Source organism: Jeotgalibaca dankookensis (genome assembly GCF_002005405.1).
Taxonomy (GTDB): Bacteria; Bacillota; Bacilli; order Lactobacillales; family Aerococcaceae; genus Jeotgalibaca; species Jeotgalibaca dankookensis.
Genome location: NZ_CP019728.1, coordinates 417,909 through 438,332 on the forward strand (window position 1 = coordinate 417,909; position 20,424 = coordinate 438,332).

The window sequence follows — 20,424 nt, forward strand, 5'->3', positions numbered from 1 at the left end:
GATGGCTAATATTTTAATAAATGAAAAACTTAAAGAATCGCAACTTAAAACAATCGCAGAGTTATTACCGGAATATGAGATACTGACTGAATTAGAGACAGATAAATTAAGGAATACTGAAGTAATCGTAAATTGGTCAAAAAAAATGACTGAACTATGGGAGGAAGGTAAGTTTCCGAATCTAAAATGGGTACAAGCGACCTCAGCTGGTGTTAGCTATTTACCTTTAAAAAAATTCCAAGAAAAAGGGATTGTGTTAACAAACGCATCGGGAATCCATAAATATACAATTACCGAACACATAGTTGGAGTCTTGTTAAGTTATTTAAGAGATTTCGATCAGTTAAAAGAAAATCAAGAAAAGAAGCATTGGACAAATGAAGTTCGTGTAAAACAGTTATATGGAAAAACAATTCTAATTTACGGTATTGGAAGCATTGGCCGTCAACTTGCTCGTGTTTGCCAAAGTTTTGGCATGCACGTGATTGGTGTAAATACTAGTGGCGACGCTGTTGATGAAGCAGATAAGACTTTGTCACAAGAAAATAGTGATACACGCATTCAAGATGCTGATATAATCGTAAATATTCTGCCAGAGACACAAGAAACAATTGGCTTTTTTAACCACCAACGTTTCCAAAAAATGAAAGCCCAAACCTTATTTGTAAACGTGGGACGTGGTAGTGCGGTTGATACAGAAGCACTTATAGAGGCTTTAGATAATGATATTATTGCTTTTGCTGCCCTCGACGTTTTTGAAACAGAGCCACTTGATGCTGACAGCCCGTTATGGGAACATGATAAAGTATTTATATCATCACATAGTTCTGGCAAGGTTGAACATTTTAGAGATGCCTTGTTTACAGTAGTGGAACCGAATGTACGTGCTTATGCTAAAAATGGAAAACCTTCACTTAATGTGATAGACTACGATAAAAGTTATTAAATAGATGTAAAACCTGCGGAATAATTCGGCAGGTTTTCTGCTGAAAAAGTTAGAATTGGGGCTATGTATTGTGATTTATGAATGGTATTTAGAACGAGATCAAGATATATTATTACTAACATTTTTAAGAGAACAAGGGGTGTCACGCAAATTACTGACAAAAGTTCGCCATTATGGCGGGAAGGTATGTATAAATGGTCAAGAGGCCTATATGCGGACACATTTAAAAGAGGGGGATTTTATCCAGTTATTTGTTCCTGACGAAGGCGAACATGAAACGACTGTTCCCAGTCAAATTCCTATCAAGATTTTATATGAAGATGCGCATTTCTTAGTTGTAGATAAACCTTTTGGTGTTGCATCGATTCCTTCCAGACAACAACCCGATATGTCGATGGCGAATCGCGTGAAAGGCTACTATCAGTCGCAGAATTATCCCGACCAGATTATCCATATTGTGACACGGTTAGATCGTGATACAACCGGGGCAATGCTGTTTGCAAAAAGTAAATATGCCCATGCTTTAATGGATAAGCAATTACAAAATAAAACGCTGGAAAAAATATACTATACAATTTTAACGGATACTGCAATACTTCCATCTGAGCACGGCTACATTGACCAACCCATTGGTAGAACGGAAGATTCTATTATTACGCGAATGGTTCGTGAAGATGGGAAACCAGCACTTACTGAGTATTGGGTAGAACATAGTTATCCAGATGGACAACTCGTACGCGTCAAACTACATACCGGGCGTACACACCAGATTCGTGTTCATTTTGCTTATATGCAGGCACCTCTACTGGGAGATTCTTTATATAATGGACGCTTGGATGCCACAATTCAACGTCAAGCCTTGCATTGTAAGGAGTTGTCCTTTATACATCCAATTACAAAAGAGCCTCTTCATATTGTTTCTGAATTTCCAGAAGACTTCCAAAACTGGTTAGGAGAGCAAGAGGTTAAGGAAGGAAGAGAAAATGCAAGAACAACAATATGAGTTTGAAATTGATTTGGAAACAGAGCGAATTGAACAATTATTACAAAGTAACAATTTAGTTGATTTTCGTGAAGAATTTTTGTCTTATCCCCTTTATGAACAAGCACAAATTTATCGAAATTTAAATGAAGAAAGTCGTTTGCAAATTTATAGCTATTTATCTCCCCAAGAAATTTCAAATATGTTCGAAATACTTGAGGAAGATATTGAATCGATTGAAGAATACCTTTTAGAAATGAATAAACAATATGCGGCTGATATGCTAGGAGAAATGTACACTGATAACGCGGTAGATATGTTGCAACAGCTACCAACTGATGAAATCCCTACTTATTTACGCTTAATGGATGCCAAACAAGCAAAGCAAATCCGTGAGATTATCCATTATGAAGATGAAACAGCAGGGTCAATAATGACCACTGAATATGTTTCTTTAAAGGCGAACCAAACGGTACGCTCAGCCATGGCTATTTTGAAAAGTATGGCTAAGGAAGCAGAAACAATTTATTATACGTACGTGATTAATACAGAAGGACAGCTAGTAGGTGTTTTATCTTTAAGGGATTTAATTATTTCAAATGAGGATGTCATGATTCGCGATATCATGAGTGACCGGGTTGTCACGGTCAACGTTGATGATGACCAAGCAGATGTTGCACACGTTGCACGTGATTATGATTTCTTAGCGTTACCTGTTATTGATGAAAATAATGTTTTATTAGGTATCATTACAGTGGATGATATCATGGATGTTATGCACGAAGAAGCAACCAGCGATTACTCTGGTTTAGCTGCGGTTGATGTTGACGAGGTAACTAATAATCCCTTTGAAGCTGCAAAAAAACGTTTGCCTTGGTTAATTACTTTGTTATTTTTAGGAATGGGAACATCTAGTTTAATCAGTAACTACGAAGGGTTAATTTCAGAGGCAGCTATTTTATCGGTGTTTGTGACATTGATTACCGGAACTGCTGGGAATGCAGGGACACAATCGTTGGCTGTGGCCGTTCGTAAGATTGGACAACCTGAAACAGAAAAAAGAAACTTTTCAGCGATGATTCTCCAAGAACTATTGACTGGTCTTATTTCCGGTCTGGTAACGGGTATTACGATTATGATAGTAGTAGGTATCTGGAAAGGAAACTTTATTTTAGGGGCTATTATTGGTTTTTCTATGTTGATGGCTATTACAGTCGCTAACTTAGCAGGGAGTTTGATTCCTATTTTAATGGACCGTCTTGGTTTTGACCCAGCTGTAGCAAGCGGACCGTTTATATCAACTTTTAGTGATTTAACATCTGTCCTTATTTATTTTAGTATTGCTCAGTACTTTTTATCAAATTTCTTATAAAAAAATCAGCAGTAAACGCATTTTATTAGCGTTTGCTGCTGATTTTTTAAAAACCTTTATAGTACTTTTTTCATATCATAGTGGTAGATTCCGGCTTCTTCATATTGCTCACTGCATATTTGATAGTCTAGCTTTTCATAGAACGGAAGAGCATGAACTTGGGCACCCAGAACCATTTCTGTTGCACCGAGTTGTTTTGCTTTAGCCTCCATAAAAGCCATAATTTCTTTCCCGTAGTTGTTCCCGCGTTCACGCAGAAGGACAGCCACACGCTGTAATTTGAAGGTTTGTGCATTAAGGGGATAAAGTCTAGCCGTTACTAAAGGGCGTTTTTTTTGATCATAACCGACCACGTGGATACAAGAAGATTCTTTTTCATCAATTTCGATAGCAAGCGAAACGTTTTGCTCGTCTACAAAAACACTATGACGCAAGGCTAAAGCATCTTGATAAATAGTTGATTCTATATCCGTTGATAATTCAAATGTTAGCATAAGCAAATCTCTCTTCTATCATAATTTCTGTCTCGTCTTTTCATTCTACCAAGATAATAAGTCAAAATCAATGAAGAGTTTAGGATCAAATAGTTGCAATCGTTTCGAAAAATGAGTAGAATATAGCCTGTAGTGAATACTATGGTTTCGATTGTGCAATTTTTCATTAGTTAGAGAGGATTTTGCATAATCAATTTTGTTTGCAAAAAAATAATTGATATATATGGAGGCTATACAAATGAAAGTAGTTGTAGTTGGATGTACACATGCGGGAACCGCAGCCGTTAAAACAATCCTATCGGAAAACAATGATGTAGACGTTACAGTTTATGAGCGTAACGACAACGTATCCTTTTTATCATGTGGGATTGCCCTTTATGTAGGTGGCGTTGTTGAAGATGCACAAAGCCTCTTTTACTCAAATCCTGAAGAGCTAGAATCGTTAGGTGCTAACGTTAATATGGAGCACGACGTAAAAAATATAGATACAGATAATAAGACACTTACTGTTGAAAACCTTAAAACAGGTGAAACCTTTGAAGAGTCATATGATAAATTAGTTATGACAACCGGATCATGGCCAATTATTCCGCCGATTAAAGGAATTGAAAGTAAAAATGTTGTATTGTGTAAAAATTATAACCAAGCTAAAGAACTAATTGAACGTAAAACTGACAAACAAAAAATAACAGTTGTTGGTGGCGGTTATATTGGTATTGAATTAGTAGAAGCATTTGCAAATGATGGTAAAGATGTCACATTAATCGATGGTTTAGATCGTATCTTAAACAAATATTTAGATAACGAATTTACTGATATTCTAGAAACAGAATTGAAAGATCGTGGCATTAAAATTCAACTGAATGAAATGGTACAAGGGTTTGTTGATAGCGAATCTGGAGACACGACAACGGTTGTGACAAGCGAAGGGGAATACGAATCTGAACTTGTTATTCTATGTGTAGGATTCCGCCCAAGTACGGAGCTATTAAAAGGCAAAGTTGATATGATAGGAAACGGTGCAATCATTGTTGATGATTACATGCGTACAAGTATTCCAGATGTTTACGCAGCAGGAGACAACTGTGCGGTACATTACAATCCAAACGGCGGACATGCTTATATTCCACTTGCAACAAATGCTGTTCGAATGGGATTCCTAGTAGGTAAAAACATTAAAGATACAAAAATGAAATACCGTGGAACACAATCGACATCAGGCTTGCACTTGTTCGGATTTAATATTGGTTCAACTGGTGTGACTGCTGCAAGTTCTGGTGCTTTCGGTTTAGAAACAAAATCTGTTCTATTTGAAGACTACTACCGTCCAGAATTTATGCCAACCAATGAAAAATTACTTATGAAACTTGTTTACGAAAAAGAAACATTGCGCATTGTCGGCGGACAAGTAATGTCTAAATATGATATTACCCAATCTGCTAATACCTTGTCACTTGCTATCCAAGGTCGTATGACAATTGAAGATTTAGCTCTAGTAGACTTCTTCTTCCAACCACACTTTGACCGTCCATGGAACTATTTAAATCTATTGGCACAAAAAGCACTTGAACAAGAAGGATTAATTAACCATGTTGAAAAAGAATCATTTGATCAAGCTTAATAAGTGAGATTATGAAGAAAAAGACTGGAACTTAAGTTCTGGTCTTTTTTTATTCCTTATTACAATTGGTATCGTTCACTAACTTGTAATTTTAATGATTACCAGTCATAATAGAAAAAACAAGTTGATTCATGTGAATTAAAAATAAAAGGAGAAAAGACCCATATGAACGCAGATCCCGATAGTCAGAAGTTGATTTGGCAATTAATTTTGATAGCAGCTTTAACAGGTGTTAATGCTTTTTTTGCATCATCAGAGATGGCTTTTGTATCACTAAATAAAAATAAAGTTGCGAATGAAGCAATTAAAGGTGATGAAAAAGCGCGCAAAGTTTTAGCATTGCTAGAAAACTCAGATGATTTTTTAGCTACCATTCAAGTTGCCATTACTTTTGCAGGTTTCCTTTCCAGTGCTTCTGCCGCAAATTCATTTGCTAATCTCTTAAAACCCTATCTTGGTAGTATATCTGGAGCAAATGAAATTGCTATTGTGATTGTTACTTTTATTTTATCGTATATTTCATTGGTTTTTGGTGAGCTATTCCCTAAACAAGTCGCTATGCAAAGACCTGAGCAACTTGCTTATGCAGGGGCAGGTATTATCACCACGACTCAAAAAATAATGACACCGTTCGTACGCTTGTTATCTTTTTCTACAAGAGCTTTAGAAAAAATAACACCTTTAGATTTTTCAGATAAAAGTGAAAGTTACTCGCGCGAAGAAGTCCGTACGATGCTCGAGCATAGCAGCACCGAAGGGTTAATCGAAGCAGCTGAGTTTAAAATGTTAAAAGGTGTATTGGCTATGGACAATAAACTTGCTCGAGAAATTATGGTGCCACGGACAAATACCTTTATGTTAGATATTAATGAAGACTCTTACGAAAATATCCAAGCAGCACTCGTTTCACCACATACCCGCATTCCTGTTTATAACGATGAAAAAGATGATGTGATTGGTCTCCTGCATTTAAAAAACTTACTAAAAGAATCACGTTATACGCCAACTGACCAAATTGATTTGCGAAAAATTTTAAATCGGCCGCTGTTTGTTCCTGAAACGATTGTTATAGATGAATTAATGACTGTCTTGAAGCGTACACATAATCAAATGGCGATTCTGCATGACGAGTACGGTGGAATGGTCGGGATTGTTACCTTAGAAGATATTCTAGAAGAAATAGTGGGCGAAATAGAAGATGAATATGATGAAGCCTATATACTAATTGAACGAAAAGATGATAATTACTACGAGGTAGAAGGAGCCACACCACTTTACCGCTTTAATGAATTTTTTAATACCAACTTAGAATCGCCTTTGGTAGACACAATAGCGGGTTATCTATTGACGGAAGTGGGAATGTTACCGGAAAATGGAGAGTCAGTGGGGATTGAGATAGAAGGACTAAAAATTTATACTTTAGAATTCGATAGCAATCGCCTCTCTAAAGTGAGTGTGGTTTATAGTGATGGGTCTCCACATGAAACTCCTGAACGATTAGTTGTAGAACAAGTTCCAAAAATGTCTAAAAAAAATAAAAGTTGAAAGATGCTCCGGCAATCTGATAAGGGTTGCCGGAGCTACTATTTACCATTATAATAACAGAGGCGCTTTATACCGATTTAAATTGAGAAAGGACTAATTATGGCTCAAACATTAGCAGAAAAAGTACAGTCAAGAAAAACATTTGCCATCATCTCTCATCCCGATGCTGGTAAAACGACCATTACGGAACAACTCCTTCTTTTTGGAGGGGCAATTCGTCAAGCAGGGACCGTAAAAGGAAAAAAGTCTGGAAAATTTGCAAAATCAGACTGGATGGCAATTGAAAAACAACGGGGAATTTCCGTGACAAGTTCCGTCATGCAAGTTGACTACGATGGTTTTCAAATCAATATACTAGATACACCGGGTCACGAGGACTTCTCCGAGGATACTTATCGAACCTTGATGGCTGTGGATAGTGCCGTCATGGTTATTGATAGCGGTAAAGGGATTGAACCACAAACTAAAAAACTTTTTAAGGTTTGTCGTATGCGTGGGATTCCAATATTCACCTTTATCAATAAACTAGACCGGGATGGCCGTGAACCCATGGACTTAGTAGCGGAATTAGAAGAAGTGTTAGAAATAGATGCTTATCCAATGAATTGGCCTATGGGGATGGGTAAGAACTTTTTAGGAATCTATGATATTTATAATGAACGTGTTGAAGTGACGCATCCAGAACAAAATGGTGATAATGATTTCTTACCTTTAAATGATAAAGGAGAAATCGTTGGTGACTATCCAATCAAAGATTCAACTATTTATACACAGGCTCTAGATGAAGCATTGCTTTTGAAAGAGGCGGGTAATAAGTTTGATGAAGAAGCGATTACCAACGGTGAATTAACACCAGTATTTTTTGGTTCGGCTCTAACCGGCTTTGGTGTCCACACATTCCTAGATGCTTTTATTGACTTTGCACCCCAACCAGCTAGTAAAAAAACAGCAGAAGGTGACGTTGTTCCTACAGATGCAGAAGATTTGACTGGGTTTATTTTTAAAATCCAAGCCAATATGAATCCTGCTCATCGTGATCGAATTGCCTTTATGCGTATTTGCTCGGGTGAATTTGAACCAGGTGTCGATGTAACCATTCAACGGACCAATAAAAAGATGAAATTATCACACACGACACAGTTTATGGCAGATTCAAGGGGAAATGTTGAAAGTGCAGTAGCTGGCGATATTATCGGTCTGTACGATACTGGAAACTTACAAATTGGTGATACGCTTTATGAAGGTAAGGACCCGGTTCAATTTGAAGCTTTACCGCAATTTACTCCTGAACTATTCATGAAAGTAACACCTAAAAATGTTATGAAACAAAAATCATTTTATAAAGGCGTTAAACAGCTCGTACAAGAAGGAGCGATTCAGCTCTATAAAACCTATCACACAGAAGAATTTATTATTGGAGCTGTAGGGCAGTTACAATTTGAGGTCTTTCAATATCGCTTGTTGCATGAATACAAAGCAGAAGTGGACATGACACCGATGGGTTCTAAAATCGCCCGTTGGATTGATGAAGATGATTTGGATACCAATATGTCATCAAGTAGAAATCTCTTATGTAAGGATCGTTTTGATAACCCGGTCCTCTTGTTTGAAAATCAATTTGCAGTTCGGTGGTTTGAAGATAAATATCCGGATATAAAATTACGTTCTTTATTATAAAACCAAAAAACACCTACAATACCGTATCTTAAAAAAATACTGTTTTGTAGGTGTTTTTTTATGTCGTGTATATAAGTAACTCAATGAATCAATCGGTGGGCATCGTGTTTAACATAGGATAGTTCAACAAAGTTGTGCCCAGGTAATATTTCTACTTCTTCGATATTACGATTTGAAAGTTTGGATAAGACAAAGTCAATTTCATTTTGTTTTACACGACGATTGCGGTTTAGTAAAATAATATCTTCGTGCGTAGGTGCACCCGTAAAAATAACAGTTGTTTGACCGAGAGAATATACCTTGACAAAATTGGCATCGGTGTTAGCTAGTTGCTCCTTGACGAGTCGTGGATGACTATTGGTTACATCAATTAATTTCATAAGAACACACTCCCTATTCTAATGGTATTATGTCTATTATAGACGTTTTAAAACAATTAAAGTAGCTAAGAATACAAATTCTCATAAATAATAGAAAAAGAGATTGGGATATGGTCCCAATCTCTTCGGTTCGAAAGACTCTTAATCTTGTGTTTCACTTGTTACTTTACTTGTTTCTTTGACAAAAATTGTATCATCTTCGTTGACATCAAAATCAATATTTTTTACTTCAGGGTTATCAAGGTAATAGTCTGCTACGCGGTCTTCAATTTGTTCTTGAATAATACGACGAAGTGGGCGTGCACCCATTGCTGGGTTATAACCGAGATCGATTAATTTTTCTTTGGCTTTATCGCTCACTGTGATTGTAATATCTTTATCTTTTAATGCTAAGTTAACATCGTCAAGCAATAGACTTAAAATAGCTGTTAAGTTTTCTTTACTCAATGAGTTAAATTCCACTATGGCATCAAAACGGTTGATAAACTCTGGTTTAAAGTAGTTAGATAATTTATCAATGATTGAATGTGTCTTGCCAGCTAGAGCAGCGCCAAATCCAACGCTAGCTTCTTGGTCACCTGTACCAGCATTACTCGTCATAATAATCACTGTGTCTTTAAAACTAATTGTCCGGCCTTGAGCGTCTGTTAAGCGACCATCTTCTAGAATTTGTAAGAAGAGATGCATGACGTCTGGATGGGCTTTTTCAACTTCGTCTAGTAAGACAATACTATAAGGTGTTCGACGGACACGTTCAGTTAATTGACCAGCTTCTTCGTAGCCAACATAACCTGGAGGAGAACCGATTAACTTAGATACGGCATGTTTTTCCATATATTCACTCATGTCAAAACGTATAATCGCATCTTCAGTCCCAAACATTTCTTGCGCTAATTGACGTGCTAATTCCGTTTTACCTACACCTGTTGGACCAACAAATAAGAATGATCCAATTGGACGGTTTTTACGCGAGAATCCCACACGGTTACGGCGAATAGCTTTAGCCACACGATCAATTGCGTCATCTTGACCAATCACATGTTTCTTCAAATCTTCATCAAGATTTTTGAGTTGTGTTTGTTCTTTTTCTAATAAATCCCCAACGGGTATGTTAGTTTTTATTTCAATAATCGTTTGGATGTCTTTTTCCGTCACTAAATTATTTTGGTCTAAAGTCTGAGGGTTTTCCTTCATATGTCGTAAATTAGCAATTTGATCACGGTAATAAGCTGCTTTTTCGTAATCCTCTGCATTAGTTGCGGCTTCTTTTTCTTTTTCAGCTGTTTGAATCCGATTATCTATCTCGTTAGGATCAACAATTTTCAAGGTTAAGTTTTTCTTAGATCCAGATTCATCTAAAAGGTCGATTGCTTTATCCGGTAAGAAACGATCTTGAATATAACGATGCGACAATTTTACAGCTGCTTCAATCGCTTCATCTGAATATTTAACTTTATGATAGTCTTCATATTTTGCTTGTAAACCTTGTAAAATAATCAAGGCTTGTTCAGGCGTTGGTTCGCTAACGCGAACGGGTTGGAAACGACGCTCAAGAGCCGCGTCTTTTTCAATTTTACGGTATTCATTTAATGTAGTCGCACCAATCAATTGGAGTTCACCACGTGCGAGAGCTGGTTTAAGGATATTACCCGCATCCATGCTCCCTTCGGCACTACCTGCTCCTACAATTTCATGTATTTCGTCAATGAAGAGAATAATTTTATCATCATTACGAACTTGATCCATCAATTGTTGCATACGTTCTTCAAATTGACCGCGAATACCAGTCCCTTGAACAAGTGAAACCACATCTAAACGGATTAATTCTTTATCTATAAGTTTTTGAGGAACATCACCATCGACAATTTTTTGAGCCAGACCTTCTACAACAGAAGTTTTCCCAACACCAGCTTCACCTGTTAAAACAGGGTTATTCTTGCTGCGACGGTTTAAAATTTCAATAACCCGAGCAATTTCGCTGTCACGGCCAATAACCGGATCGATGGCACCTTGACGGGCGAGCTCTGTTAAATTAACGCCGTATTGTCCAAGTAGACCACCATCTTTATTCCCATTTCCTTGTCCTTGGTTCGGACGTGGTTCGCTAGCTGGTTTTTGTTGTCCACGGTTTGGTTGTGGCATTTGTCTAAAAAATTGTTCGAGGTCACCAAAATCAAAGGGGTTGCCATTGGGTTGGTTTCCAAAAATATTAAAGTTTCTACTTTGTCCACGTGAAGCTTTTAATTGCTGATAGCAATTTTGACAAAGATCTATTTTTTGAGTTTGTCCATTTAATGAAGCATATAAATGGATGGATGCTTCATTAAGTCCACAATTGATACATTTCATGCGATAAACATCCTTTCTTTTTTACCTATGTTATTTATTCATAATACAATTATACACTGACCTATTTTGACTTTCAAGTTATTTGATTAGAAAAAGGAATTAAGCGTCATAAACGAAATTAGCGTTTAAAATGGTTGTCCTAAAGTGAAATAAATGGTAATCTTATTTTATGAAAAGGTTACGTTTCTCGCGTAGAGTAGCTTTAACGGTAGAGGGAGTAGCAAATAAGTTACTACTAAATAGTTAAGATTACTTGAAAAGAAACACTTTACAAATTTCATAACAAAAGGGGATAAATATAATGGAGAAAAAAGACTTTCATATTATTGCTGAAACAGGGATTCACGCACGACTTGCTACTTTATTAGTACAAGCTGCAAGTAAATTTAACTCAGATATTAACCTTGAGTATAAAGGTAAATCAGTTAACTTGAAATCAATTATGGGTGTTATGTCTCTTGGCGTAGGTCAAGGTGCAAGCGTAACAATCACAACTGATGGTGCTGACGAAGTTGAAGCAATGGAAGGAATCGTTGAAACTCTTAAAAAGGAAGGACTGGCTGAATAATGACAAACCGTTTAGTAGGTATTGCAGCTAGTGATGGCATTGCAATTGGAAAAGCCTACCTTTTGACGGAGCCAGACTTATCTTTTGGAAAAATTTCAATCAATGATCCAGAGGGCGAAACAAATCGTCTTCTGGATTCTTTTGAAAAATCAAAAGAGGAGATTCAAGGTATCCGTGATCATGTAGCAGTAGCTGTTGGTGACGAAGAGGCCCAAGTTTTTGATGCTCATCTGATGGTTTTATCTGACCCTGAGTTAACTGAAGGTATAAAAAATGAAATTACAAACAATAAAATAAACGCTGAGGCTGCTTTATCACAAGTTGCAAATATGTATATTAGTATGTTTGCAGCAATGGAAGATAACCCTTATATGCAAGAGCGTGCTGCTGACATCAGAGATGTTACCGAGCGCGTTATGTCGCATTTACTAGGTTTGAAGATTCCAAGTCCAGCAACTATAAATAAAGAAGTCGTTATTGTAGCGCAAGATTTAACACCAAGTGATACTGCACAATTAAACCGCCAATTCGTAAAAGGGTTTGTAACCGATATCGGAGGGCGTACGTCTCACTCGGCCATTATGGCGCGTTCTTTGGAAATTCCAGCGATTGTTGGAACAAAAACAGTAACCCAAACGGTTTCTGAAGGAGATATGATTATCGTTGATGGTCTTAAAGGCGACGTTATCATTAATCCGGATGAAGAAACAATTGCTTCTTATCAACAACAACGCTTAGAATTTGAAAAATTACAAGCAGAATGGCAAAAATTAAAAAATGCTAAAAGTATTACTAAAGATGGTAAACAAATTGAAATCGCAGCAAACATTGGTACACCAAAAGATTTAGTTGGTGTGAATGATAATGGTGCGGAAGGAATCGGTCTGTATCGAACTGAATTTTTATATATGGATTCTGAAGACTTCCCTACTGAAGATGAGCAATTTGAAGCCTACAAAGAAGTTTTAGAAGGCGTCAATGGAAATGCGGTTGTTGTGCGTACCATGGATATTGGTGGCGACAAAGAACTGCCTTATCTAGATTTACCAGAAGAGATGAACCCATTCTTAGGGTACCGTGCCGTTCGGATATCTTTAGCTGAAACGGATATGTTCCGTACGCAATTGCGTGCCTTGTTACGTGCATCTCACTACGGGAAATTGCGTATCATGTTCCCAATGATTGCAACAGTAAATGAATTCCGTGATGCAAAAGCAATACTAGAAGAAGAAAAAGAAGCTTTAGTGGCTGCTGGAACACCCGTTTCAGACGAAATTCAAGTTGGAATTATGATAGAAATTCCTGCTGCAGCCGTTTTGGCACACCAATTTGCTAAAGAAGTTGACTTCTTTAGCATTGGAACTAACGATCTAATCCAATATACGATGGCAGCAGACCGCATGAACGAACGCGTTTCATACTTGTACCAACCGTATAATCCATCTATCTTAACGCTACTAAAACACGTAATTGATTCTGCTCATGCAGAAGGTAAGTGGGTTGGTATGTGTGGGGAAATGGCTGGCGATCAAACAGCTGTCCCATTGTTACTTGGTCTTGGATTAGATGAGTTTTCAATGAGTGCTTCAAGTGTTTTAAAAACAAGAAGTCTAATTGCAAAACTAGACTCAAAAGAAATGGAAAAACTAGCTGATAAAGCAATCAACGAATGTTCAACTGTTCAAGAAGTGATCGCTTTAGTTAAAGAAGTAGAAGCAAGTATAGCAAAATAAAGAGCTTAAAAAGTCACTAGAGAAATTTCTAGTGACTTTTTTTGTGCGGCTTTTAAACAATAGAAAAAGCTTGTTAATACGATTTGTTTAGATGGTTTGGTATACTAAAACAAACCGTATAGGAGGAGGGGAAATATGAGTAAGAAGATTGGTTTTATTGGGACAGGTGTCATGGGATCGTCTATGGTAGAACATCTCCTTGATGCAGGACACGAAGTTTATGTTTATAATCGAACAAAAAGTAAAACAGACCCATTAGTATCAAAGGGTGCTATTTGGCAAGGATCACCTGCTGCAGTGACAAAAAAAAGTGACATTATTATTACAATTGTAGGGTATCCTAAAGATGTAGAGAATACTCACTTTGGTGAGGATGGTATTTTTGAAACAGCTAAACCAGGTGATATTCTTATTGATATGACAACGAGTACACCTAGTTTAGCAGTTAAAATATATGAAGCAGCAAAGCAAAGACAAATTGAATCCTTAGACGCGCCTGTTTCGGGTGGAGATAAAGGGGCTAAGAACGGAACGCTGACTACCATGGTAGGTGGTGAACGTGCTACATTTGAAAAAGCCAAAGAAATATTAGAAGTTTTCTCCAGCAAAGTTATGTTACAAGGACCCGCCGGTAGTGGCCAGCATACTAAGATGGCAAACCAGATTATGATTGCGAGTACCATGGTGGGAATGACTGAGTTAATGGTATATGCAAAAAAAGCAGGGTTAAATGTTGAAAGTGTCATTGAACAAGTCGGTTCAGGGGCAGCTGGTAATTGGTCGCTAACAAATTATTCTCCTCGCATTTTACAAAAGGATTATTCACCTGGATTCTTTGTAAAACACTTTATTAAAGATTTAAACATCGCGCTTGACGAAGCTGAAAAAATGGAATTAGCGTTGCCAGGAACTAAATTGGCACGGGATCTGTACCAACAATTAGCTGAAAGTAGGCACGCAGAAGATGGGACACAAGCACTGATTAAATTATGGTGGAATTAGTAAAGTTTAAAAAAATAATGCGAGGCCATAGAAATAATGTTAAAATGATAAATAAGTCTGTTTCGAAAGGGGAAAAATTATGAAACCTTCACAATTATCAGCAATCATTCGCCGCCTAGAAGTGATGATGGAAGACGATGGGGAAATCGAAGTTCGTCGCTTTGAGAAAGATGGGGAAGAACGATGTGTAGTAAAATATGATCGGGAAACACAAACCTTTGAGTTAGAAGAACGTGAAAGTAACCAATCCTATCAATTTGATGATTTAGATTTAGTTGCGATAGAAATTTTTGAATTAATCCAAGACTAAAGTAAGAAGAAGGGTGGACGAGAGTCTACTCTTTTCCTATATCAAAGGGAAGTAATCATATGGTATTGACAGTAAAAGTAGCACTGTTAAGCTTTGGAACTGTTTGACGTGGCGTCTACGATATTCTTTATGAAAACGGTAAAGAGATCGTGAAACGAACAGATATAAATATAGAAATTATAAAAATATTAGCGTCCGATCAAACAGCTCACTTGGCCGCTATTGAAAAAGGGTTACCCATAACCAATCAATTTGAAACGATTGATATTGTGGTCGAGGTAATGGGAAGCCCAGAAGTTGCCAAAACCTATATAAGCCAAGCTTTGAAATCAGGAAAAAACGTTGTTACTGCTAATAAGGATATCATAGCAGCCTATGAGAGCGAATTAGGAAAAATTGCTGAGGTAAATGGCAAGGATTTATTTTTTGAAGCGAGTGTAGCAGGCGGGGTTCCCATTACTCGTGTCTTATCAGATAGTTTTGTAGGTGATCGCATTCAAGAAATAAATGGTATTTTAAATGGTACAACCAACTTTATTATGAGTCAGATGTATGATGACCATCAAAGTTATCAAGATGGATTGCGTTTATCTCAAGAGCTGGGGTTTGCAGAAGCGGACCCCAGTGCTGATGTTGAAGGTTTAGATCCGGCCCGTAAGTTAATTATTTTAATGAAATTAGCCTTTGGATATACAGCAAAATTATCTAATTTAACTGTGGAAGGGAAATAAACATTGACATAAACTGATTTTCTAATAGCTGAGAAGTTAGGGTTTACACTTAAATTAATTGCACATGCAAAAAAAATAAACACTAATTTAGTAGCAATGGTTACAGTGATGCTTGTCCCTTTGGATCATCTACTAGCAGCAGTAAAGAATGAGAATAATGCTGTGTTACTAGTAGGAGAGTCAGTAGGTGAAACTATGTTTTACGGACCTGGAGCAGGAGGGTTACCAACAGGTAATAGTATAGTAGCTGATATACTTGCCGTTTCAAGAAATATAGCTTCCCATTCGACAGGACAAACTAATCAGGGCATTTCTGAAAAATTCGATTGGTTAGAGACTAACGCTTTTTATTTTGATGTCCTACTGCGTAGTGATGATAGTCAGTTAATTGTTAATTGTTTAAAAATTAAAGGAATTTTAGGGCATAGGATTAGCGATACGCATGTATTTGTGAAACGAATATCGGAAGCTCAATTAAGCAACTTGCGAAGAGATGTTCCCATCCATGCTGTATTTAGAAGTCTATAGGGAGAAGATTATATGAAGCTAATAAGAGTACCGGCAACGTCCGCTAACTTGGGACCAGGGTTTGATTCCTTCGGTGTAGTGATTTCTCTATACTTATGAGTTAAAGGTTCTAGCACCAAGTGAAACCTGGTTTATTGCGCACAATTTAGGTAAGGATATTCCTCATGACCACAATAACCTAATTATTCAAACAGCGCTTAAGTTAATTCCCAATCTAACTCCTCACCATTTGCAAATGACCTCTGAGATAGCACCAGCAAGAGGTTTAGGGAGCAGCTCGGCTGCTATTGTTGCTGGTATCGAATTAGCGAATTTATTAGGTGATCTAGAATTAACAGCGGATGCAAAAATTCAATGGGCTTCTAAAATAGAAGGACATCCAGATAATGTTACGCCTGCAATCGTTGGGGGATTTGTTGTAAGAGCAGTATTGGATGACCGTGTTTACTGGAAAAAAATTCCTTTTCTAGATGTAGCGATGGTTGTCTGTGTACCAGAACATCAATTAAAAACCATTCAAAGTCGAACCGTTTTGCCAACAAATTTGCCGTTTAAACAGGCTGTTAAAGTGAGTAGTTTAGCAAACGTTTTATTAGCATCCTTACAAAAGGGAAATTTAATAACGGCAGGTAAAATGATAGAGTCAGATATTTTTCATGAACCCTATCGAGCTAAATTAATACCAGAACTTAATCACGTTCGTTCAATTGGCCATGAGGAAGCAGCCTATGGAACATATATAAGTGGGGCAGGTACAGCCGTTATGACAATGATTTCTCGTGAATATGCAAGGAATCTTCGAGAACGCTTACAAATAGAGCTTCCACGTTGTCGGACGCATATAACACATGTTGGTGGGAAAGAATCGGTCATTTTATAAAGGAGATAGACTTGGTAACGCTCTTCTTGTCTTTCTTTGCTATTCTCTTATAATAAGGGTACAATTAATTGCTGAAAATAAACAGAACGAGGAGAAATTATGCTGGAACAATTTAAGCCTGATTGGATGATTGAAACGGTTTATCAAATCACACCGGAGATGCTAAAAAAACATAATATTAAAGCGGTTTTTGCAGATTTGGATAACACCTTGATAGCTTGGAATAACCCCAATGGTACACCAGAATTAAGAGAGTGGATTAAAAATTTAAAAGCCCATGAAATCCCTGTTGTTATTGTTTCAAACAACAGTAATAAACGTGTTAAAATTGTAGCAGAACTTTTGGGGTTAGGTTATGTATCGCGTGCTTTTAAGCCTCTTACGGCAGGGATAAAAAGAGCTTCTAGGAAGATTGGAGTACCAATTGAGGAGTGTGTTATGATTGGTGACCAACTGATTACAGATATTCAAGGGGCAAATCGAGCTGGGGTACGTACGATTTTAGTACGACCTATCATTGACTCGGATGCTTGGAATACACGCTTGAATCGTTTTATAGAAAGATACATCATGCGGTATTTATTGAAAAAAAATCCTGACATGAAATGGAGGAATGAATGTGACTGAAGAAGAACTATATTGTATTGGTTGTGGGGCTAAAATACAAACAGAAGATAAAACATTGCGCGGGTATACACCGGCTAGTGCATTAGCCAAAGGATTAGAATCTGGGCAAGTACTCTGTCAGCGTTGCTTCCGTTTACGTCATTATAATCAACTTGAAAAAGTATTCGCAACTGACGATGAATTCTTAGCTATGCTAGATAGTATCGGTGAAGAGAAAGCATTAGTAGTGAAGGTGGTTGATATTTTTGACGTTTATGGGAGTATGATTCCCGGCTTACATCGTTTTGTGGGAAATAATCCTGTTTTAATGGTTGGAAATAAAGTTGATGTGTTACCACGGTCTATTAAACCATCACGGATTAAGCACTGGATGATGAAGCAAGCGCGCGTAGCTGGATTACGTCCTATTGATGCTATGTTAGTAAGTGGAAAAAAAGCCACGAATATAGATGACTTACTAGAAATGATTGAAAAATACCGTGAGGGACGAGACGTTTATGTGGTTGGAGTAACCAATGTCGGCAAATCAACCATCATGAATCAGATTATTAAAGCGGCTACTGGAAATAAAGAAGATATTATTACAACTTCACGTTTTCCTGGAACGACCTTAGATCAAATTCGTATTCCACTTGATGATGGTACTTTTTTAATTGATACACCAGGTATTATCCATCATCATCAAATTGCTCATGTCCTATCAGAAAAGGATTTGAATTTAGTATCGCCACAAAAAGAATTGAAGCCAGTTACCTATCAACTTAATCCCGGACAGACCTTATTCCTAGGAGGCATTGCTCGTTTTGATTATATTAGCGGCGAACGGGCTTCATTTACGTGTTACTTTAATAATGATTTAAAAATTCATCGTACAAAATTAGAAAATGCAAGTGCCTTTTATGAGAAACATAAAGGTGGTTTATTGCAACCACCTAACGAAAAAGATAGCCCTAGCTTCCCAGACTTAGTTAAACGCGAGTATATGGTCAAAGAACCGTCCGACATTGTCTTTTCAGGACTTGGATGGATTGCTGTCCACAAACCAGGGAAAATCGCTGCTTGGGTGCCTGAAGGCGTAGATGCGGTTATTCGCGAATCCATTATATAGAAAAGAGTGAAAACATGAATTTAAGAGGAAAGCAAAAGCAGTTTTTAAAAAAAGAAGCACACCATCTACAACCGCTTTTTCAAATTGGAAAAGCAGGATTGACGGATGAGATTATTCATTCGATCGATGAAGCACTCGAAAAACGTGAGTTAATAAAAATTAATTTATTACAAAATACAGATGAAGAAGTTGGAGATGTTGCAGAACAAGTAGCAGATCGTACAGATGCATTGATCGTTCAACAAATTGGTAAAACAATTATCTTTTTCCGTGAATCAACGAAAGAAAAAAACCAAAACATCTCCACACAAGTTAAGAAGATATAGCTTAAAACGGAAGGTGACGGGAACATGGTTAGTTTGTTAAGTGTTGTTGAAAAAATGCAATTTTTTGTGTTAGAAGAAACGCAAGCCCATGAAGAGGTAGAAAAACGTCAACGAGTAGGAATTTTAGGGGGGACTTTTAATCCCCCTCATTTTGGTCATTTAATTATGGCAGAGCAAGCTGGTAAAAAATTGGGTTTAGATAAAGTTTATTTTATGCCTGATGCAGAACCCCCTCATATTGATAGAAAACCATTCATCGCTGGAAGGCATCGTTCTGAGATGGTCAAGCGCAGTATTGCGGGTAATCCTCTTTTTGAGCTCGAAACAATTGAGTTAGAGCGTGGTGGGAAGAGTTATACCATTGATACTATGGAGGAGCTTATAAGGCGTCACCCTCATACCGATTATTACTTTATTATCGGAGGCGATATGGTTGAGTATTTGCCTAAGTGGCATCGAATCAACGAGCTTGTTACGATGGTTAATTTTGTTGGTGTTGCCCGTCCAGGATACGAAAAAATAAGTCCTTATCCTATTATATGGGTCGACTCACCTGAAGTAGCAATCAGTTCTACCGAGGTCAGAAAGATGGTTCGAAACGGTCAATCTGTTCGGTACCTTGTCCCCGAAGCAGTTGAACAGTACATGATGGAAGAAGGGCTTTATCTTGATTAATTCTTACACAAGTTGGGAACGCGCTGATATACTGAAGGAATTGAAAAAACAAGTTAAAAAAACACGTTTCGAACATATTTTAAGGGTGGAAGAAAAGGCATTAGAATTGGCTGAAAAATACCATGCTGATAAGGAAGCGTGTCAACTAGCAGCGCTTTTACATGACTATGCCAAAGATTTAGACGTAAAGGTAGTTAAAAAGTTACAAAAAGAAGCACATATCGATGATGAAATGTTAGCTTATGGGAGTAATGTCTGGCATGGTCCTATGGCGGCCTATTTTGCAAAAGAAAAATTCGGTATAACAAATCCAGAGATTCTAACGGCTATCTCCCAACACACGATTGGTGGCAGAGAGATGTCACTCGTGGGCAAAATTTTATTTATCGCCGACTATATTGAAGAAGGTCGAAAGTTCCCTGGAGTAAAAAAAGCACGTAGATTAGCTGATAAAAATATAGATCGTGCTGTCCGATATAAAGTGATACAAACGCTTTTACATTTAGTTGAAAATGAAAAGAAAATTTATCCTGAAACACTAGAGGTCTATAATCAATGGGTGTAACTAAT

19 protein-coding genes and 1 pseudogene are annotated in these 20,424 nt (G+C 37.3%); 17 read left to right on the top strand and 3 right to left on the bottom strand.

The genetic code is table 11. The features are described 5' to 3' along the window. The first annotated feature begins 1 nt into the window (after position 1). The 3 genes from BW727_RS02040 (at position 2) to mgtE (ending at position 3,300) form a co-directional block, all read left to right on the top strand. Positions 2-946 (top strand): NAD(P)-dependent oxidoreductase, encoded by a 945-nt coding sequence (locus tag BW727_RS02040; RefSeq protein WP_159443125.1) that lies wholly within the window; start codon positions 2-4, stop codon positions 944-946. Positions 947-1,016: 70 nt separating this feature from the next. Then, positions 1,017-1,949 (top strand): RluA family pseudouridine synthase, encoded by a 933-nt coding sequence (locus tag BW727_RS02045; RefSeq protein ID WP_062471353.1) that lies wholly within the window; start codon positions 1,017-1,019, stop codon positions 1,947-1,949. Beyond that, positions 1,930-3,300: a magnesium transporter gene (mgtE, locus tag BW727_RS02050; protein ID WP_062471350.1), complete on the top strand. Its 1,371-nt coding sequence runs from the start codon at positions 1,930-1,932 to the stop codon at positions 3,298-3,300. The genes BW727_RS02045 and mgtE overlap by 20 nt, the downstream gene beginning before the upstream one ends. Positions 3,301-3,356: 56 nt before the next feature. Here mgtE and BW727_RS02055 read toward each other — a convergent pair whose 3' ends face one another. Next, on the bottom strand, positions 3,357-3,794 hold the full coding sequence (locus tag BW727_RS02055) for a GNAT family N-acetyltransferase (protein WP_062471346.1): 438 nt from the start codon (positions 3,792-3,794) through the stop codon (positions 3,357-3,359). 238 nt (positions 3,795-4,032) lie between these two features. Here BW727_RS02055 and BW727_RS02060 point away from each other — a divergent pair, with 238 nt between their 5' ends. From BW727_RS02060 to BW727_RS02070, 3 genes are all read left to right on the top strand, one after another. Then, a complete protein-coding gene (locus BW727_RS02060) occupies positions 4,033-5,415 on the top strand; it encodes an FAD-dependent oxidoreductase (RefSeq protein WP_062471344.1) in 1,383 nt (460 codons plus the stop codon). 165 nt (positions 5,416-5,580) lie between these two features. Then, positions 5,581-6,960: a hemolysin family protein gene (locus BW727_RS02065; RefSeq protein WP_077795702.1), complete on the top strand. Its 1,380-nt coding sequence runs from the start codon at positions 5,581-5,583 to the stop codon at positions 6,958-6,960. A gap of 99 nt (positions 6,961-7,059) precedes the next feature. After that, complete coding sequence (locus BW727_RS02070; protein WP_062471341.1) at positions 7,060-8,637, top strand: peptide chain release factor 3; 1,578 nt, start codon at positions 7,060-7,062, stop codon at positions 8,635-8,637. 80 nt (positions 8,638-8,717) lie between these two features. Here the strand turns inward: BW727_RS02070 and BW727_RS02075 are convergent, their stop codons facing one another. After that, the gene (locus BW727_RS02075) at positions 8,718-9,017 is read right to left on the bottom strand and encodes a DUF1827 family protein (protein WP_062471339.1); all 300 of its coding nucleotides are present in this window, start codon (positions 9,015-9,017) and stop codon (positions 8,718-8,720) included. 141 nt (positions 9,018-9,158) lie between these two features. Then, positions 9,159-11,366 carry an ATP-dependent Clp protease ATP-binding subunit gene (locus tag BW727_RS02080; protein ID WP_062471337.1) on the bottom strand — a complete coding sequence of 736 codons (2,208 nt, stop codon included), beginning with the start codon at positions 11,364-11,366 and terminating at the stop codon, positions 9,159-9,161. 301 nt (positions 11,367-11,667) lie between these two features. Here BW727_RS02080 and BW727_RS02085 point away from each other — a divergent pair, with 301 nt between their 5' ends. The 11 genes and pseudogenes from BW727_RS02085 to yqeK all read left to right on the top strand — a co-directional run bounded on the left by BW727_RS02085 (position 11,668) and on the right by yqeK (position 20,419). After that, complete coding sequence (locus BW727_RS02085; protein ID WP_077795703.1) at positions 11,668-11,934, top strand: phosphocarrier protein HPr; 267 nt, start codon at positions 11,668-11,670, stop codon at positions 11,932-11,934. Further along, complete coding sequence (gene ptsP, locus BW727_RS02090) at positions 11,934-13,667, top strand: phosphoenolpyruvate--protein phosphotransferase (RefSeq protein ID WP_062471333.1); 1,734 nt, start codon at positions 11,934-11,936, stop codon at positions 13,665-13,667. Before BW727_RS02085 ends, ptsP begins: the two co-directional genes overlap by 1 nt. 135 nt (positions 13,668-13,802) lie before the next feature. Next, on the top strand, positions 13,803-14,669 hold the full coding sequence (locus tag BW727_RS02095; RefSeq protein WP_062471323.1) for an NAD(P)-dependent oxidoreductase: 867 nt from the start codon (positions 13,803-13,805) through the stop codon (positions 14,667-14,669). Positions 14,670-14,748: 79 nt separating this feature from the next. Next, the gene (locus BW727_RS02100) at positions 14,749-14,979 is read left to right on the top strand and encodes a YkuJ family protein (RefSeq protein ID WP_062471319.1); all 231 of its coding nucleotides are present in this window, start codon (positions 14,749-14,751) and stop codon (positions 14,977-14,979) included. Between the two features lie 122 nt (positions 14,980-15,101). After that, positions 15,102-16,238: pseudogene (locus BW727_RS10710) on the top strand (homoserine dehydrogenase). Between the two features lie 205 nt (positions 16,239-16,443). Further along, positions 16,444-17,118 carry a homoserine kinase gene (locus BW727_RS02115; protein ID WP_233418548.1) on the top strand — a complete coding sequence of 225 codons (675 nt, stop codon included), beginning with the start codon at positions 16,444-16,446 and terminating at the stop codon, positions 17,116-17,118. Positions 17,119-17,217: 99 nt separating this feature from the next. Continuing rightward, complete coding sequence (locus BW727_RS02120; RefSeq protein WP_062471310.1) at positions 17,218-17,745, top strand: YqeG family HAD IIIA-type phosphatase; 528 nt, start codon at positions 17,218-17,220, stop codon at positions 17,743-17,745. Continuing rightward, the gene (gene yqeH, locus BW727_RS02125) at positions 17,732-18,853 is read left to right on the top strand and encodes a ribosome biogenesis GTPase YqeH (RefSeq protein ID WP_062471307.1); all 1,122 of its coding nucleotides are present in this window, start codon (positions 17,732-17,734) and stop codon (positions 18,851-18,853) included. Before BW727_RS02120 ends, yqeH begins: the two co-directional genes overlap by 14 nt. A 14-nt stretch (positions 18,854-18,867) precedes the next feature. Further along, positions 18,868-19,179, top strand: a complete 312-nt coding sequence (gene yhbY, locus BW727_RS02130) for a ribosome assembly RNA-binding protein YhbY (RefSeq protein ID WP_062471304.1) — start codon at positions 18,868-18,870, stop codon at positions 19,177-19,179. Positions 19,180-19,233: 54 nt separating this feature from the next. Continuing rightward, a complete protein-coding gene (locus tag BW727_RS02135) occupies positions 19,234-19,854 on the top strand; it encodes a nicotinate-nucleotide adenylyltransferase (RefSeq protein WP_227807239.1) in 621 nt (206 codons plus the stop codon). Further along, the gene (gene yqeK, locus BW727_RS02140) at positions 19,847-20,419 is read left to right on the top strand and encodes a bis(5'-nucleosyl)-tetraphosphatase (symmetrical) YqeK (protein ID WP_159443126.1); all 573 of its coding nucleotides are present in this window, start codon (positions 19,847-19,849) and stop codon (positions 20,417-20,419) included. Before BW727_RS02135 ends, yqeK begins: the two co-directional genes overlap by 8 nt. Positions 20,420-20,424: the final 5 nt, after the last annotated feature.